The sequence below is a fragment of the Saccharopolyspora antibiotica genome (genome assembly GCF_047200635.1).
Taxonomy (GTDB): Bacteria; Actinomycetota; Actinomycetes; order Mycobacteriales; family Pseudonocardiaceae; genus Saccharopolyspora_C.
On the sequence record NZ_JBJZOI010000003.1, the window covers coordinates 39,186 to 54,052 of the forward strand.

Consider the following 14,867-nt stretch of genomic DNA (forward strand, 5'->3'; position numbering starts at 1 on the left):
CGGGCCGGGTTCCCCGAGGGGGCCCGGCCCGTTGCGCTGTCCGAGGTCAGTCGGTGATGCGCCGCAGCAGGTCCTCCTCGATGCGGTCGAGCTCGCCGGCCACGGAGCGGTGGGCGGCTCGGCGGCGCGGGGTGGGCATCCGCTCGGCGGCGCGGACCACGCTGCCGAGCTGGGCGAGCCGCTGCTCGGACTGCTCGGCGAACTTCTCCAGCACCGAGACCTCGACCGCGCCGCGCCCCGACGTGCGGGTGCGCAGCTCCCGCAGCGCCTCGGCGTCGCCCGCGATGCGCGCGTGCAGCGCGGCGCCCCGGCCGGTGAAGCGGCCCAGGTCGTCCACCGCCACCCCGAGCCTGCGGGCGCGGACCCGGTCGCGGCCCTCCCGGGCGGCGGTGAAGGCCTGCCAGACGTAGGGGGCCAGCGCCGGGCCGAGGATTCCGGCGATGCCGACGACCTTGCGGGCCCCACCTGGGGTGAACCGGCCGTGCTCGCCCTTCGCCCGCTCCTTCGCCTCCCGCTTGGCGGCCCGCTCGGCGGCCTTGGCCTCCTGCTTGACCTTCTCGGTGTCGGCCTTGCTCTCCCGCTTGACGGCCTTGGTGCGCTCCCGGGCGATCCTGGTCTGCTCGTGGGCGGCCTTCGCCTCCAGCTTCGCCGCCTTCTTGATCTGCTTGGCCGCCGCGCGCACGTCCTCGTCGTGTCGGCGGATGCCGAGCGGCTCGCCCTCCCGGACCTCGCCGGTCTGCGCTGCGGTGGCCGGTCGGCCGCTGCGTCGCGTCATCGCCGCCTCCTGCGGTTGCCTGCGGCCCCGGCGATCCGCGTCCGGGGCGTTCACCCCGGATCACTGTAAGGAGTTCCGCCAGCGGGTGCCGGTCGACCGGAAGTGCTAGCGGGGTCACCGTCCGCTCTGCTCCGTCACCGGGGTGATGGGCGCGATCGTCAGGGGGACGGCTTACGCTGCGGGGCGTGGAGAACGAGGTGCTGCTGGACGCGGGTGTGGTGACGCGCTGCCGCAGGAGGGTGCACCTCGAACACGATCCGGGGGCCGGCGAGCTGCCGAAGGCGCCGCTGGACCCGGGCATCGAGCAGCGCATCGCCGACGCCGCCGACCACCGGCACGCCGTGGCCGACCGGTTCGAGGAGCTGCTGGGCGAGTCCTGGACGCGCATCCCCCGGGACGCGACCCGGCGCCGCCGCGAGCAGGCCACCCTGGAGGCGATGCGGGAGGGCGTGCGGTTCATCTCCGGCGCGCAGCTCCCCGCCGACCCCGAGGCCGGGCGCGTCGGCGGCATCGACCTGCTGGTGCGCGAGGAGACCGGCTACACCCCGGTGCTCGTGGTGCGGCACAAGACCACCGATCCCGGCAGCGGGGCCCGAACCTCGCCGCTGGAGAGCCCGCTGCCCGGCTCGGCCAAGGCCGACCCCCGCCGCAAGGTCCGCGCCCAGCCCCGCGACCAGCTTCGGCTGGCGCACCTGGTGCGGCTGCTGGCGGCCTGCGGCATGGCCGCCCCCGGCCGCCCCGTCGGCGGGGTGGTCGGCGTCGACGCGGAGACCGTGGTCTGGCACGACCTGCTGGCGCCGAACTGGCCCGGCGGCCGCACCGCGCTGGCCGAGTACGACGCGCGGTTCGCGGACCGGGTCGCCGTCGCCGGTGCCGCCGCGGCGGGGGCGGAGCCGCTCGCCGAGGCATCCCGGATCACCGAGTGCAAGGGCTGCCCCTGGTGGCCGACCTGCTCGGCGGAGCTGCGGGAGGCCCGCGACGTGAGCCTGGTGGTGCGCGGTGAGGACGCGACGGCGCTGCGCGCGATCGGGGTGCGCACCGTGGACGACCTGGCCGCGCTGGCTCCGGAGCGCGGCGCGGAGACGCCCCTGAGCTCCGCGCGCACCGCCGAGGCCGTGCTGCTGGCGAAGGCCTGGCTGCGCGACCTGCCGCTGGTCCGCCGCGTCCGCGAGCTGCGGGTGCCGCGCGGGGACGTCGAGATCGACGTGGACATGGAGAGCTACGCCGACTCCGGGGCCTACATGTGGGGCTGCTGGCTCTCCGGCGCGGACGTCGACGAGGAGCAGGGCTACCGGGCGTTCGTCACCTGGGACCCGCTGCCCTCCGACGACGAGGCGCGCTCCTTCGCCGAGTTCTGGTGCTGGTTCACCGAGATCCGCCGCCGGACCCGCGAGCGCGGGCTCACCTTCCGCGCCTACTGCTACAACGAGCTCGCCGAGAACCGCTGGATGCTGTCCTCGGCCGAGCGGTTCGCGGGCAAGCCCGGCATCCCCCCGGTGTCCGAGGTGCGCGCGTTCATCTCCTCCGGCGAGTGGGTGGACCTGTTCGCCGCCGTCCGCGACCAGTTCCTGTGCCCGCACGGCAAGGGGCTGAAGGTGATCGCGCCCAGCGCGGGGTTCGCGTGGCGGGACCCGGAGGCCAGCGGGGAGAACTCGATGCGCTGGTACCGGGACGCGGTGGGCCTGGACGGGCAGCGGCCGGAGCCCTCGCAGCGGCGCCGACTGCTGCGGTACAACGAGGACGACGTCCGGGCCACCTGGACCATCAGGCGCTGGATGAACTCCCCGGAGGCCGGGCGCATTCCCCTCACCGACGATCTTTGATCGCGGCCCGCGCGGAGGTGCCGGTGGCGGTACCTCAGCGGCCTCCTCGCCGCGGGACCCGTTTCCGACGCGGGCCCCGCCCGGAGAGGTGGCTGTCGCGAGGAAGCCGCTGAGAACCCGCCGCGGTGCCGGGCGATCGAGCTGCCGGCTTCGCCGCTGAGCGGATCAGAAGAGGGCGCTGGTCACTTCGGGGCCATGCGGAGGGCGCCGTCCATGCGGATGACCTCGCCGTTGAGGTAGTCGTGCTCGACGATGCTCACCGCCAGGCGGGCGTAGTCGCCGGGCACGCCCAGCCGCTTCGGGAAGGGCACGCCCGCGGCGAGCCCGGCGCGGTACTCCTCGCTGACGGTCGCCAGCATCGGGGTGTCCACGATGCCGGGGGCGATGGTCATCACCCGGATCCCGGCGGAGGACAGATCGCGGGCCGCGGGCAGCGTCAGGCTCGCCACCCCGCCCTTGGAGGCGGCGTAGGCGGCCTGGCCGATCTGGCCGTCGAAGGCCGCGACCGAGGCCGTGTTGATCACGACGCCGCGCTGGCCCTCCTGGTCCGGCTCGGTCTCCCGGATCGCGGGCGCGGCCAGCCGGAGCACGTTGAAGGTGCCCAGCAGGTTGATCTCCAGGACCTTGCGGAACAGGTCGAGGTCGTGCGGGCCCTGCTTGCCGCTGATCCGCGCGGACGGGCCGATGCCGGCGCAGTTGACGACGATCCGCAGCGGGACTCCCGCTCCCGCCGCCTGCTCGACGGCGGTGCGCACCTGGTCCTGGTCGGTCACGTCCGCGCCGCAGTAGGTCACGCCGTCGACCGGGGGCGCGTCGCGAACCGCGTCCGGCAGGTCGAGGCCGAACACGTGCGCGCCGCGCTCGACGAGGGCCTTCGCGGTGGCCGCGCCGAGCCCGGAGGCCGCTCCGGTGACGATGGCCGCGGTGCCGGTGATCTGCATGGGGCTCCTTCTCTGCGGATCTGGTTCTCCCGTAGTCAACCAGGGCCGGGCTCCGCTGTGCAGTGCTGATCGGCACGTGGCCGGAATCCGCTGAACGCGGCTCCACCGCCGCGCCACCGATCGAGCAGCGGCGCGTGAACACTTCCCGAAGCTCCGCTCGCGGCGGTGCTGGTGTGCCACGATTCAGCAGGTCAGCTTCCCGGGTGCTGCCGGGGCCGCGCGCTGGGTCGGAGGTCGGTGCACCGTGTTCGCTCGTCGGATCGTGGTCGTCGGGACGGGGTACGTCGGGTTGACGACGGGCGCCTGCCTCGCCTCGCTCGGGCACCGGGTGGTGTGCAGCGACGTGGACGCGGCGAAGGTGGCGCGGTTGTCCCGGGGCGAGGTGGGCATCCTCGAAGCCGGCCTCTCCGAGCTGGTCGCGGAGGGCATCGCGGCGGGACGCCTGGAGTTCGTGGTCGGTTCGGCCGGGGCGGTCGCCGACGCCGAGGTGGTCTTCCTGTGCGTGCCGACGCCGATGGGCTCCGGTGGGGCCGCCGACCTGGTCGCGGTGGAGTCGGTGGTCGCCGAGGTCGCGGCCGCGCTGCCGTCCGGCTGCGTGCTGGTGTGCAAGTCCACGGTGCCGGTGGGCACCTCGGCGCGGGTCGCGGAGCTGGTCGGGCGCGCCGACGTGCCGGTGGTGTCGAACCCGGAGTTCCTGCGCGAGGGCTCCGCGGTGCACGACTTCCTCAACCCGGACCGGATCGTGGTGGGCTCCACCTCGCAGGACGCCGCCGAGCGGGTCGCGGCGCTGTACGCGCGGCTGGGCGCGCCGACCGTGCTCACCGACGCGCCGAGCGCGGAGATGGTGAAGTACGCGGCCAACTGCTTCCTCGCCACGAAGCTGTCCTACGTGAACGCGGTGGCCGAGCTGTGCGAGCGGCTGGGGGCGAACATCTCCGACGTCACCGAGGGCATGGGCTACGACCGCCGGATCGGGCAGTCGTTCCTGCGGCCCGGCCCGGGCTGGGGCGGTTCCTGCCTGCCGAAGGACACCGCGGCGCTGCTCCAGGTGGCGCGGTCGGTGGGCTTCGACTTCGAGCTGCTGGGCGCCGCGATCGACTCGAACGCGCGGCAGCGCGAGCAGATGGTGGCCAAGGTCGCCGACGCCTGCGGCGCAGGGGTGCGCAGCTCGCTGGAGGGCGTGCGGCTCGGGTTGCTGGGGCTGACGTTCAAGGCGGGCACCGACGACCTGCGGGACTCCCCGGGGCTGGCGGTGGCGGAGCTGCTGGCCGCGCGGGGTGCGGATCTGGTGGCCTGCGATCCGGGGCTGCGCGGGGACGAGGCGCCGCTGCGGGGCGTGGTGACGCTGGTGGACGACCCGTACGAGGCGGCGAAGGGCGCGGCCGGGCTGGTGGTGCTCACCGAGTGGCAGCAGTTCCGGGCGCTGGACTGGCCCCGGGTGGCGGGCCTGCTGGCCGGGCCGGTCGTGGTGGACACCCGCAACCACCTGGACCCCGACGTGCTGCGCCGGGCCGGCATCTCCTGGCGCGGAGTCGGCCGCCTGCCCGTGGACTGAACGGGGAAACGCTTCCCGCACCGGCGGTCACCGCGGGGCGGGGGAGCGGGCTCGATCGGATGAGGCGCGGGCGGGGCCGGGAGCGCGCTCCCGGGCGGGCGCGGCCTGTGGACCGCGGGGGAGCGGGGTGGTCGTCCGAGGGCGGCCGGGTGCGGCCGGGGTGAGCGCCGGGTGGCGCTCCCCGCGCCGGGTGGCACGCGATCCCGGGCCGAACCGCTCGCGGGGCGGCCTGCGCAAACGGTTCTTCCACAGCCTGTGGACAACTCCGTTCGTCAAGGTGCGGGGAGGGTGCGGCGACCACTCGCGGGCGAGTTGTGCACAGGTGTGGACGGAGTTGTCCACAGGTGTGCACAACTTCCGTCCCGCGCCGGTGAGCCGGGCGCGTCGGCCGGTCGCGTCCGCGACCCGGGGTGACGGCGGACCACCGCATCCGGGACTGGCGCGACCACCCGCCGACGGACTCACGCCTCCGGGCCGGTGCCTCGCGGAGCCCCGGCGAGCCCTTGGGCACCGAGGACCGCGAGCAGCTGGAGCTTCTCGTAGCTCTCGCTGCCGGGGACGGCGGTGTAGACGAACAGGGAGTGCGACTGCCGCGGATCGAGCAGCGTCTGGCAGTTCAGCTCCAGCAGGCCCAGTTCCGGGTGGACCAGGCGCTTGACGTCGTGCGGGCGGACACCGATCTCGTGCCGATCCCACAGCCGACGGAACTCCGCGCACCGCTCCAGCAGCAGCTCCGCGAGGTGCGCCGCCCGCGAACCGGGCCCGCGCAGCGCGACCAGCTCGCGCAGCCCCGAGGCGTACATCCGGGACAGGAACTCGTGCTCCTCGGGCGGATGCGACCGCCGCGCGGCCGGATCGGTGAACCACCGGTAGCCGCGGCTGCGCGCCGGACCGGTGTACCCGGTCGCATCCCCGGTCAGGGCCACGCCCAGCGGGCTCTGCCGCAGCGTCTCGCCGAGCTCGGTGACGATCTCCGCCGGGGTGTCGGCGAGCCGGTCGAGCACGCGCAGCATCCCGGGGCTGATGTGCTCGCTGGTCGTCCCGCGCGCGGGCGGGTGGTGTCCGGCCAGCCGGAACAGGTGATCGCGTTCGTCGAGCGAGAGGTGCAGCCCCTGCGCGATCGACGCGAGCATCTGCTCGGAGGGCTGCGGCCCCCGCTCCCGCTCCAGCCGGGCGTAGTAGTCGGCGGACATGTGGCACAGGGCCGCGACCTCCTCGCGCCGCAGCCCGGCGGTGCGTCGCCGCTGCCCGCGCGGGACCCCGACGTCTTCCGGTTGCAGCGATTCCCGCCGACGGCGGAGGAACGCCGCCAGCCCCGCCCGGTCGATCATCCAGCACCGCCCTCCCGCAGATGTCCCATCTTCCTACCCCGGGGTGGCGCGGCGGAGCCACGGATCGTGAAGTCGTGGCTGGCACCCCGCGAGCGCGCCATCGTCGACGGCAGCACCCCGCGACCGGGGAACGCCCCGACCAGGAGGACGCCGTGGCACGCACGATCGACATCACCCTTCCCGACCTCACCGGCGAGCGCGCCGTCGTCACCGGCGCCAGCGACGGGGTCGGTCTCCGGATCGCCCGGCGGCTCGCCGCCGCGGGCGCGGAGGTGCTGCTGCCCGTCCGCAACCCGGCCAAGGGGGAGGCGGCGCTCGCCGAGATCCGCCGGGAGGTCCCCGGCGCCGCGGTGTCGCTGCGCGAGCTCGACCTGTCCTCCCTGCGGTCCGTGGCCGCGCTCGGTGCGGAGCTGCGCGCCGAGGGCGAACCGATCCACCTGCTCATCAACAACGCCGGGGTGATGACCCCGCCGGACCGCCGGGCCACGGCCGATGGCTTCGAGCTCCAGTTCGGCACCAACCACCTCGGACACTTCGCCCTGGTCGCCCACCTGCTCCCGCTGCTGCGCGCGGGCCGGGCGCGGGTGATCTCGCAGCTCAGCGTCGCGGCGGCGCGCGGCTCGATCAACTGGGACGACCCGAACTGGGAGAACTCCTACGACGCCCGGGCCGCCTACGGGCAGTCGAAGATCGCCAAGGGACTCTTCGGCCTGGAGCTCGACCGGCGCAGCCGGGCCGAGGGATGGGGCATCACGAGCACCCTGTCCCACCCCGGCATCGCCCCCACCAACCTGCTGGAGGCCCAGCCCCACCTCGGCCGCACCGAGCGGACCCCGGGACGGAAGGTGATCGGCTTCCTTGCCGCGCGCGGCCTGCTGGTCGGGACCCCGGAGAGCGCGGGCCTGCCCGCCCTGTTCGCGGCGACGTCCCCCGCGGCCGAGGGCGGCCGGTGCTACGGGCCGAGCGGCTTCGGCCACCTCGGGGGCCCGCCCGCCGAGCAACGGCTCTACGCGCCGCTGCGCGCCGGAGCCGAGGCGGCTCAGCGGATCTGGCTCCTCTCCGAGCAGCTGACCGGGCTGACCCTGCGCGACCCGGGGCCGCGCGCCGCGCGGAGCTAGGCGCCGAGGCGGTACCCCATGCCGCGAACCGTGCGGATGCGCTCGCTGCCGATCTTGCGGCGCAGCGCCCGCACGTACACGTCCACCACGTTCGAGCCGGGGTCGAAGTCGTAGCCCCACACGTGCGACAGGATCTGCTCCCGGGACAGCACCTGCCCGGCGTGGCGCAGGAACAGCTCCAGCATGGCGAACTCCCGGGCGGTGAGGTCCACCGCCGAGCCCGGCAGCTGCGCCCGCCTGCTCCGCAGGTCCAGCGAGAGGTCGCCCTCCCGCAGCACCGAGACCTCCGGTGTCCGGTCCGCGGAGCGCAGCCGCAGCCGGACCCGCGCCAGCAGTTCCTCGAACCGGAACGGTTTGGTCATGTAGTCGTCGGCGCCGCCCTCCAGCCCGGCGACGGTGTCGTGCACCGAGTCCCGCGCGGTCAGGATGATCACCGGCAGCCCGACCCGCTGGGCCCGCACCGCCTGCAGCACCGCGAAGCCGTCCTTGCCGGGCAACCCCAGGTCCAGCACGGCGAGGTCGTAGTCGCCGCCGAGCAGCAGCTCCTGGGCGGTGGCGCCGTCCCCGGCCACGGCGGTGCCGAAACCGTTGGCGCGCAATCCCTTCTCCAGGAACGCCGCGATGCGGGTCTCGTCCTCCACGATCAGGATCTTGCTCACGTCGACGCCTCCTCGGTGTGCGCGGTGGTGGCGGGCAGGTCCAGCGCGAAGGTGGCGCCCGCCCCGAGCTCGGAGAGCACGCGCACCCGCCCGTGGTGCGCCTCGGCGATCGCCGCGACGATCGCCAGCCCGAGCCCGGCGCCCCCGCGCCCGGGGCCGCTGCCGTGGGCGAACCGGGCGAAGATCTGCTCCACCTCGGCCGGATCCACGCCGGGCCCGCGGTCGGTGACCCACAGCGTCACCCGGCCCGCGCCCAGCGCCGAGCCGATGCGGATCTCCGCGCCGTCCTCGGTGTGCTGCACCGCGTTCTGCGCCAGCTGCACGACGGCCTGGGTGAGCCGCTGCGCGTCCACCACCACCTCGCCCTCGCCGATGCTCTCCAGCACCCAGCGCCGGTCCGCGATCGAGCGCACCTTCGCGTCGATGTCGCTGGTCAGCTCGGCCAGCGAGACCTCCGCCGGGTGCACGAAGTCCGGCCGGTCGGCCTTCGCGAGCATGAGCAGGTCCTCGACGATGCGGGTCATCCGGTCCAGCTCGTCGGTGCACAACCGCACGACCTCGTCGCGCTCCCGCGGATCGTCCCCGAGCAGTTCCAGGTTCCCGCGCACGATGGTGATCGGGGTGCGCAGCTCGTGGCTGGCGTCGTCGACGAACTGGCGCTGCGTGCGGAACGCCGCCTCCAGCCGGTTCAGCATCGCGTTGAACTGGTAGGCCAGCGCGGCGATGTCGTCCCGGCCGCGCACCGGGATGCGCCGGGTCAGGTCGTGCTCGCTGATCTCGGCGGCGGCCTGCCGCACGGTGCGCACCGGAGCCAGGATCGCCCCCGCCACCACCCAGGACGAGGCCGCCGCGAGCAGCACCGCGCACGCGCTGACCAGCGCCAGCACCCGCACCACCTCGTGCACCTCGGCGACGTCGGCGGCGGTGAAGTGGCCGGTGATGAACCAGGCGCGCGCGCCGTCGGCGGTGTGCGCCTGCACCTTCACCCAGCGCAGCGGGCCCGCGCTGGTCTCCGCCGTGCCGTACCGCTGCGGGTCGGCGGCGATCGCGGTCAGCAGTCCCGGGGTGTGCACCGCTTCGCGGGCGCCGTCGTCCTGCGCCTGCAGGTGCCACTTCAACCCGGCCGGCGTTTCCCAGGCGCCGATCATGGCCTCCCAGGCGTCCGGGTACTGCTGGCTCAGGTAGGTGTCGAACAGCGCGCCCGGTTCGACGATCAGCTTGCCGGTCGCGGGATCCCGGCCCACGTGGGCGAAGTTGACGAACTCGCGGCCCTCCTGCTCCAGCGAGGCCGTGACCTTGTTCATCGCGTCGTCGTGCAGGAACCGCCACACCAGCAGCACGATCCCGGCCAGCGCCACGACCAGGACCAGCAGCAGCCACCCCATGATCTGCGCGCGGGCCGGGACGCGGGTCCCGCGGTGCGGCGACTCAGCCCGCATCGCCGGTCGCGTCCTCGGGTTCGGGCGGCGGCAGCTCGGCGGGCGGCGAGGTGCGCAGGATCGGACCGGGGCCCGGCATGTCGCCGACGTGCACCTCCACCGGCACCTCCGGGTTCCGGGGTTCGTTCGTCGCGGCGTAGCCGATCAGCACCGCGGCGACGGGCAGCAGGAGCGCGGCGATGAGCAGCGGTAATCTGGGCACCGATCTCATGCACCACATCCTGTCGGCCGCGTCCGGCCCGGGGATGAAAGCGGCATGAGAACTTTCTCATGCGGATTCGCCGGGGTTGCGCGCATCCCGCGGCTCGGCGCGTCCGCCACGGGCTAGCCTGCACGCGGGTGGTCGCGGTACCGGCGCCCGGGGTTCCGCCCGGCCGCGCGTGCGCCGCTCACGAGTACTGGGAACACGTCTGGGGTCGAGGACAGCGATGGATGACGACGGCGACCGGCTGATCGACTGGACCGGGGAGCGCTGCGTGCCCTGGGCCGACGACGTGCAGGTGATCTACGAGCACTACCACCGCTACGCGCTGGCGGCCCGGTTCGCCCGCGGCAAGCGGGTGCTGGACCTCGCCTGCGGCGAGGGCTACGGCGCCGCGCTGCTGGCCGCCGAGGGCGCCGAGGTCGTCGGCCTCGACATCGACCCGGCGACCGTGGAGCACGCGACCCGCGCCTACGGCGGCCGCGACGTCTCCTTCCGCGTCGGCTCGATCACCGATCCCGAGGCGCTGGCCGACGAGAAGCCCTTCGACCTCGTCGTCTGCTTCGAGGCCATCGAGCACGTCACCGAGCACGACGCCGTGCTCGCGCTGATCCGCTCCCGGCTCGAACCGGGCGGGCTGCTGCTGATGAGCACTCCGGACACGGACGTCTACCAGCACGAGCACGGCAACGACAACCCGTTCCACGTCAAGGAGCTCACCGGCCCGCAGTTCGAGTCGATGCTGGAGGGCGCCTTCCGGCACGTGGCGGTGTACCACCAGAACGCGGCCGCCGGTTCGGTGCTCACCCCGTCCGACCCGGGCGACCCGGACACCGCGATCGAGGGCGTCCGGTTGCAGACCCTGCACCGCGAGGAGTCCGGTGCGTGGTCGGTGCGCCAGGGCCTGCCGCACACCTACCTGCTGGGCGTCGCCTCGGACCGGCGGCTGCCGAAGCTGCCCGCCACCGCGGTGCTGCTCGACGACGAGCTCACCCTGGGGCGCTGGGCCGGGCAGCAGGACCTCCGCCCGATCATCGAGCAGCGCGACGAGGCCGTGGCCGACGTGGCGAAGCTCCACGAGCACTACCAGCGCGGCCGCGCCGAGGCCGAGGAGCTCAAGGCGGCGTTGGGCCGGGTGGAGGAGCTGCGCGTCGCCGAGGAGCGGCGAGCGGACGAGCACGCGCGCGAAGCGGAGCGGCTGCGGGACGCGCTCGCCGAGCTCGGGTCCGAAGTGGACGAAGCGCGGCTGGCCGCCGAGCGGGACGCCGCGCGCATCGACTGGCTCCGCGACTCGGTCGGGCGCCTGGAGCAGCGGACCGCCGAGGCCGAGCAGCGCTCCGGCGAGCTGGCCGAGCGCAACGCCGAGCTCGCCGCGCAGAACTCGGCCCTGGTGCAGCGCGCCGTCCGCAAGTACCGCACCGTCGTCGAGCGGGTCGCGCCGCGCGGCACCGCCCGCCGCGACGTCTACGAGCTCGCCCTCGGCAGGCAGCCCGGCGCGGTGGCGGCCGAGGCGCCCCAGGAGACCGGACCGCTGGCGGTGCCGCGCAGCGCCGACCCCGTCGTCAGCGTCATCGTGCCGGTGCACGGCAAGTGGCCCTACACCCGGCAGTGCCTGCGATTCCTCGCCGGGCACCTGGTGTCCGTGCCGTTCGAGGTGATCGTCGTCGACGACGCCTCCCCGGACGACAGCGCGGTGCGACTCGCGGCCTGCGAAGGAGTCCGGCTGGTGCGCGCCGAGCGCAACCTCGGCTTCATCGGCGCCTGCAACCTCGGCGCCGAGCACGCGCGCGGGCGGCACCTGTTCTTCCTCAACAACGACGCCGAGGTCACCGAGTCCTGGCTGGACGTGCTCATGTCCACGATGGACTCCGATCCGAGGATCGGGCTGGTCGGCGCGAAGCTCGTCTACCCCGACGGCCGGCTGCAGGAGTGCGGCGGCATCGTCTGGGCCGACGGCACCGGCTGGAACCTGGGCCGCGACGGGGAACCGAACGCCGCCGAGCACACCGTGCTGCGCGACGTCGACTACTGCTCCGGGGCCGCGATCCTGGTGCGCGCCGAGGTGTTCCGCCAGGTCGGCGGCTTCGACACCCGCTTCGCGCCCGCCTACTACGAGGACACCGACCTGGCCTTCGCGGTCCGCGCCGCCGGGTACCGCACCGTGGTGCAGCCGAAGGCCGTCGTCGTGCACCACGAGGGCGTTTCCAACGGCACCGACCTGTCCACCGGCGTCAAGCGGCACCAGGAGCTCAACCGCCAGGTGTTCGTGGACAAGTGGCGCGACGCCCTCGCCGACCACCTGCCCGAGGCCTCCCCGCGCAACCTCTGGCTGGCCCGCCAGCGCGGCCAGCGCGGGCACCACGGCCCGATCGTGCTGGTCAAGGACCACCAGGTCCCCCGGCCCGACTTCGACTCCGGCTCGGTGCGGATCCGGCGCGTGCTGGAGCAGTTCGTCGAGCTCGGCGCGCGCGTGGTGTTCTTCCCCGGCAACCACGCCCGGCTGGAGCCCTACACCACCGAACTCCAGCAGGCCGGGGTGACCGTGCTGCCGGAACCGCAGCTCCAGCAGGCGTTCCTCGCCGAGGCGGGCACCGAGATCTCGCTCGCCGTGCTGTCCCGGCCGCAGGTCGCCTGGAGCCTCGTCGAGGAGCTGCGCACCTGCGCGCCGCAGGCCGTGATCGCCTACGACACGGTGGACGTGCACTTCCTGCGGCTCCAGCGGCAGGCCGCGCTCGTCGGCGAGCAGGGCGAACCGGAGGCGGAGCGGTCGCTGAGCCGCAAGGCCTTCGCCTCCCGGCAGATGGAGCTCGGCCTCGTGCGGTCCTGCGACGTCACCCTGGTCGTCTCGGAGGCCGAGCAGGAGCTGCTCGGCGAGCTGGTGCCGGAGGCCGACGTCCGCGTGCTGTCCAACGTGCACGACGTGCGGCCCGGCACCGCCGAACCGGCCGGGCGCGCCGACGTGCTCTTCGTCGGCAGCTTCGACCACCCGCCGAACCGGGACGCCGCGCTGTGGGCGGTGCGGGAGATCATGCCGCTGGTGCGGGAGCGCTGCCCGGAGGCGGTGCTGCACGTCGTCGGGTCGAACCCGACCGAGGAGGTGCTGGCGCTGGCCGGGGAGGGCGTGCGGGTGCACGGCTGGGTGCCCGACCTCGACGCGCTCTACGCGAGCAGCCGGGTCACGCTCGCGCCGCTGCGGTTCGGGGCCGGGGTGAAGGGCAAGGTCGGCGAGAGCCTCGGGCTCGGCGTGCCGGTGGTGGGCACCGGGCTCGCGATGGAGGGGATGCACCTCGAGGCCGGGCGGGACGTGCTCGTCGCCGACGACGCCACCGGGCTCGCGGCGGCCGTGGTGCGGCTGCTCACCGAGGACGACACCTGGTCGAGCCTCTCGGCGGCGGGCAAGGCGGGTATCGCCGCCCAGTTCGGCCCCGACGTCTCCAGCGCCGCCCTCCGCTCGCTGCTCGCGCTCGCCTGACGGGCCCGGGGTGGGCGCCCCCGCGACGCCCACCCCGCGGGGACCCGCGATTTCTCGCGAAATCTCGCTGCCACCGCTGCGCCCCCCCGCAACTTCCCGCGAAATCGCCCACCTCCGTGCGGTGCGCCCGCGATTTCTCGCGAAATCTCGCCCCGGTCCGGCCGGGTGAGCCCGATTTCTCGCGAAATCTCGGGAGGGGGCGTCGGCGGAGGCGCGCGGGTGGTCGACGCGACGAAGGCCCGCTCACCTCGAGGTGAGCGGGCCTTCGTCGTTGCCGGGAGAGGTTCAGTCGCGGATGGTCGGCGGGGTCTGGGCGAGCTGCTGGTCCAGCAGCTGCTGGAACGCGGTCTGCGCGGCAGCCTTGTCCGGCGCGCTCACGTCCACGATGACCGCCCAGCCGTGCGCCACGTAGGCGGTGCGGAACACCCCGCTGCCGGTCGTCATCACTTCGACGCCTCGGTACGAGAGGTCCTCGTCCGCGGCGAGGCCCTCCTGGTCGTCCAGGTAGGCCTTCGCCACCGCCTGCGCGCCGGCCGGGTCCGGCATCCGGACCGCGATGAGCACCGAGGTGGCCGGGCCGTCGCTGCGGCTGAAGAAGCCGTCGACGAGCCCTCCTCGCAGCGCGGCGTCGCGCACCGGCTCGCGCAGCACCCCGGACTTCGGGCTGTTCTCCAGCGCCGAGCGGTCCAGCGGGCCGTTGTACGGGTGCGGAGTGCCGGGCGGCGGGGCGACCAGGACCTCGGGCGTGGCGGCCGGGGCGGGCTTCGCCGCGGGCGGCTCGGGCAGCGGTTCGCTGGTGGGCACCGGCGGGGCCTGCTGCTCGGTGGGCTGCTGCGGCGCGGCTTCGTCGTCCCCGCCGGAGGTGAAGTAGACGATCCCGGCGACGATCACGCCGACGAGCAGCACCGCGCCGAGCGAGATCGCGGCGATGGTCTTGCCCTTCGAGGATCCCTCGCCGACCTCGAAGACCTCCGGGCCCTGCCGCATCCAGCTGGTGTCGCCGTGCTCGGGCACCGACGGCGTGTCCGGGTCGCCCCACGGGGAGGCGGAGGGGCCGTCACCGGTGTTCCACCCCTGCGGCGGGGACTGGTTCCACTGCTGCTGCGGCGGCTGGTTCCACTGCTGCTGCCCGACGTTGACCACCTGGGTGCTCTCGGCCTGCTGCTGCGGGGTCGGCTGCTGCTGCTGGGTGAGCGGGTTCGGCACGACCTGCGTGGACTCTGTCGAGGGCTGCGGCTGCGGCTGCTGGTGCTGCTGCGCGCCCTGCGCGGCGGCCGCGCCCCAGTTGAAGGCGGGCGGGAACGGGTTCGAGTGCGGGGCCTGCTGCCCCCCGTGCGGGGACCCCTGCTGGGGGAAGCCGCCGGACGGCGTGCCGGGCTGCTGCTGCGGGAAGTCGCCGGAGGCCGGGCCGGACTGCCCGCCCTGCGACCGACCGATCAAGGCGTCCCGCCGGGAGCGGTACTCCTCCGCTGAGATCCTGCCCGCCGCGAGTTCGGCATCGAGGTTGTGCAGCTCGTCTTGCCAGGTCACCGATGCGCCCTTTCCGGGTTTC

Annotated in this window: 11 protein-coding genes; 4 read left to right on the forward strand and 7 right to left on the reverse strand. The window is 74.4% G+C overall.

What is annotated here, in order from left to right; all coding sequences use genetic code 11:
- Window positions 1–46 precede the first annotated feature (46 nt).
- Window positions 47–775 (reverse strand): DUF6474 family protein, encoded by a 729-nt coding sequence (locus ACL03H_RS02460; protein WP_412809382.1) that lies wholly within the window; start codon window positions 773–775, stop codon window positions 47–49.
- Between the two features lie 185 nt (window positions 776–960).
- Between ACL03H_RS02460 and ACL03H_RS02465 the strand changes: the two genes are divergently transcribed.
- Window positions 961–2,598 carry a TM0106 family RecB-like putative nuclease gene (locus tag ACL03H_RS02465; RefSeq protein WP_412809383.1) on the forward strand — a complete coding sequence of 546 codons (1,638 nt, stop codon included), beginning with the start codon at window positions 961–963 and terminating at the stop codon, window positions 2,596–2,598.
- Window positions 2,599–2,780: 182 nt separating this feature from the next.
- On the opposite strand, the gene ACL03H_RS02470 is transcribed toward ACL03H_RS02465, so the two are convergent.
- Window positions 2,781–3,539, reverse strand: a complete 759-nt coding sequence (locus ACL03H_RS02470) for an SDR family NAD(P)-dependent oxidoreductase (protein WP_412809384.1) — start codon at window positions 3,537–3,539, stop codon at window positions 2,781–2,783.
- 244 nt (window positions 3,540–3,783) lie between these two features.
- Between ACL03H_RS02470 and ACL03H_RS02475 the strand changes: the two genes are divergently transcribed.
- Window positions 3,784–5,094: a UDP-glucose dehydrogenase family protein gene (locus ACL03H_RS02475; protein WP_412809385.1), complete on the forward strand. Its 1,311-nt coding sequence runs from the start codon at window positions 3,784–3,786 to the stop codon at window positions 5,092–5,094.
- 461 nt (window positions 5,095–5,555) lie between these two features.
- On the opposite strand, the gene ACL03H_RS02480 is transcribed toward ACL03H_RS02475, so the two are convergent.
- Window positions 5,556–6,425 (reverse strand): helix-turn-helix transcriptional regulator, encoded by an 870-nt coding sequence (locus ACL03H_RS02480; RefSeq protein WP_412809386.1) that lies wholly within the window; start codon window positions 6,423–6,425, stop codon window positions 5,556–5,558.
- 152 nt (window positions 6,426–6,577) lie between these two features.
- Between ACL03H_RS02480 and ACL03H_RS02485 the strand changes: the two genes are divergently transcribed.
- Window positions 6,578–7,543: an SDR family oxidoreductase gene (locus tag ACL03H_RS02485; RefSeq protein ID WP_412809387.1), complete on the forward strand. Its 966-nt coding sequence runs from the start codon at window positions 6,578–6,580 to the stop codon at window positions 7,541–7,543.
- Here the strand turns inward: ACL03H_RS02485 and ACL03H_RS02490 are convergent.
- From ACL03H_RS02490 to ACL03H_RS02500, 3 genes are read right to left on the reverse strand one after another with little or no spacing between them, the layout of a single operon-like run.
- The gene (locus ACL03H_RS02490) at window positions 7,540–8,202 is read right to left on the reverse strand and encodes a response regulator transcription factor (protein WP_412809388.1); all 663 of its coding nucleotides are present in this window, start codon (window positions 8,200–8,202) and stop codon (window positions 7,540–7,542) included. The two genes, ACL03H_RS02485 and ACL03H_RS02490, sit on opposite strands and share 4 nt — an antisense overlap.
- Window positions 8,199–9,641, reverse strand: a complete 1,443-nt coding sequence (locus ACL03H_RS02495) for a sensor histidine kinase (RefSeq protein ID WP_412809389.1) — start codon at window positions 9,639–9,641, stop codon at window positions 8,199–8,201. The genes ACL03H_RS02490 and ACL03H_RS02495 overlap by 4 nt, the downstream gene beginning before the upstream one ends.
- Entirely contained in the window at window positions 9,631–9,852 is a 222-nt protein-coding gene (locus ACL03H_RS02500) for a hypothetical protein (RefSeq protein ID WP_412809390.1), read from the reverse strand. Before ACL03H_RS02500 ends, ACL03H_RS02495 begins: the two co-directional genes overlap by 11 nt.
- 217 nt (window positions 9,853–10,069) lie before the next feature.
- Between ACL03H_RS02500 and ACL03H_RS02505 the strand changes: the two genes are divergently transcribed.
- Window positions 10,070–13,315, forward strand: a complete 3,246-nt coding sequence (locus tag ACL03H_RS02505) for a glycosyltransferase (protein ID WP_412809391.1) — start codon at window positions 10,070–10,072, stop codon at window positions 13,313–13,315.
- Window positions 13,316–13,600: 285 nt separating this feature from the next.
- Here ACL03H_RS02505 and ACL03H_RS02510 read toward each other — a convergent pair whose 3' ends face one another.
- On the reverse strand, window positions 13,601–14,845 hold the full coding sequence (locus ACL03H_RS02510) for a flagellar basal body-associated FliL family protein (protein WP_412809392.1): 1,245 nt from the start codon (window positions 14,843–14,845) through the stop codon (window positions 13,601–13,603).
- Window positions 14,846–14,867: the final 22 nt, after the last annotated feature.

What these genes read in the sequence shown, in the direction of transcription:
- ACL03H_RS02495 (WP_412809389.1), bottom strand. Translation starts at nt 9,641, where the DNA reads ATGCGGGCTGAGTCGCCGCACCGCGGGACCCGCGTCCCGGCCCGCGCG.
- ACL03H_RS02470 (WP_412809384.1), bottom strand. Translation starts at nt 3,539, where the DNA reads ATGCAGATCACCGGCACCGCGGCCATCGTCACCGGAGCGGCCTCCGGG.
- ACL03H_RS02480 (WP_412809386.1), bottom strand. Translation starts at nt 6,425, where the DNA reads ATGATCGACCGGGCGGGGCTGGCGGCGTTCCTCCGCCGTCGGCGGGAA.
- ACL03H_RS02460 (WP_412809382.1), bottom strand. Translation starts at nt 775, where the DNA reads ATGACGCGACGCAGCGGCCGACCGGCCACCGCAGCGCAGACCGGCGAG.
- ACL03H_RS02505 (WP_412809391.1), top strand. Translation starts at nt 10,070, where the DNA reads ATGGATGACGACGGCGACCGGCTGATCGACTGGACCGGGGAGCGCTGC.
- ACL03H_RS02500 (WP_412809390.1), bottom strand. Translation starts at nt 9,852, where the DNA reads ATGAGATCGGTGCCCAGATTACCGCTGCTCATCGCCGCGCTCCTGCTG.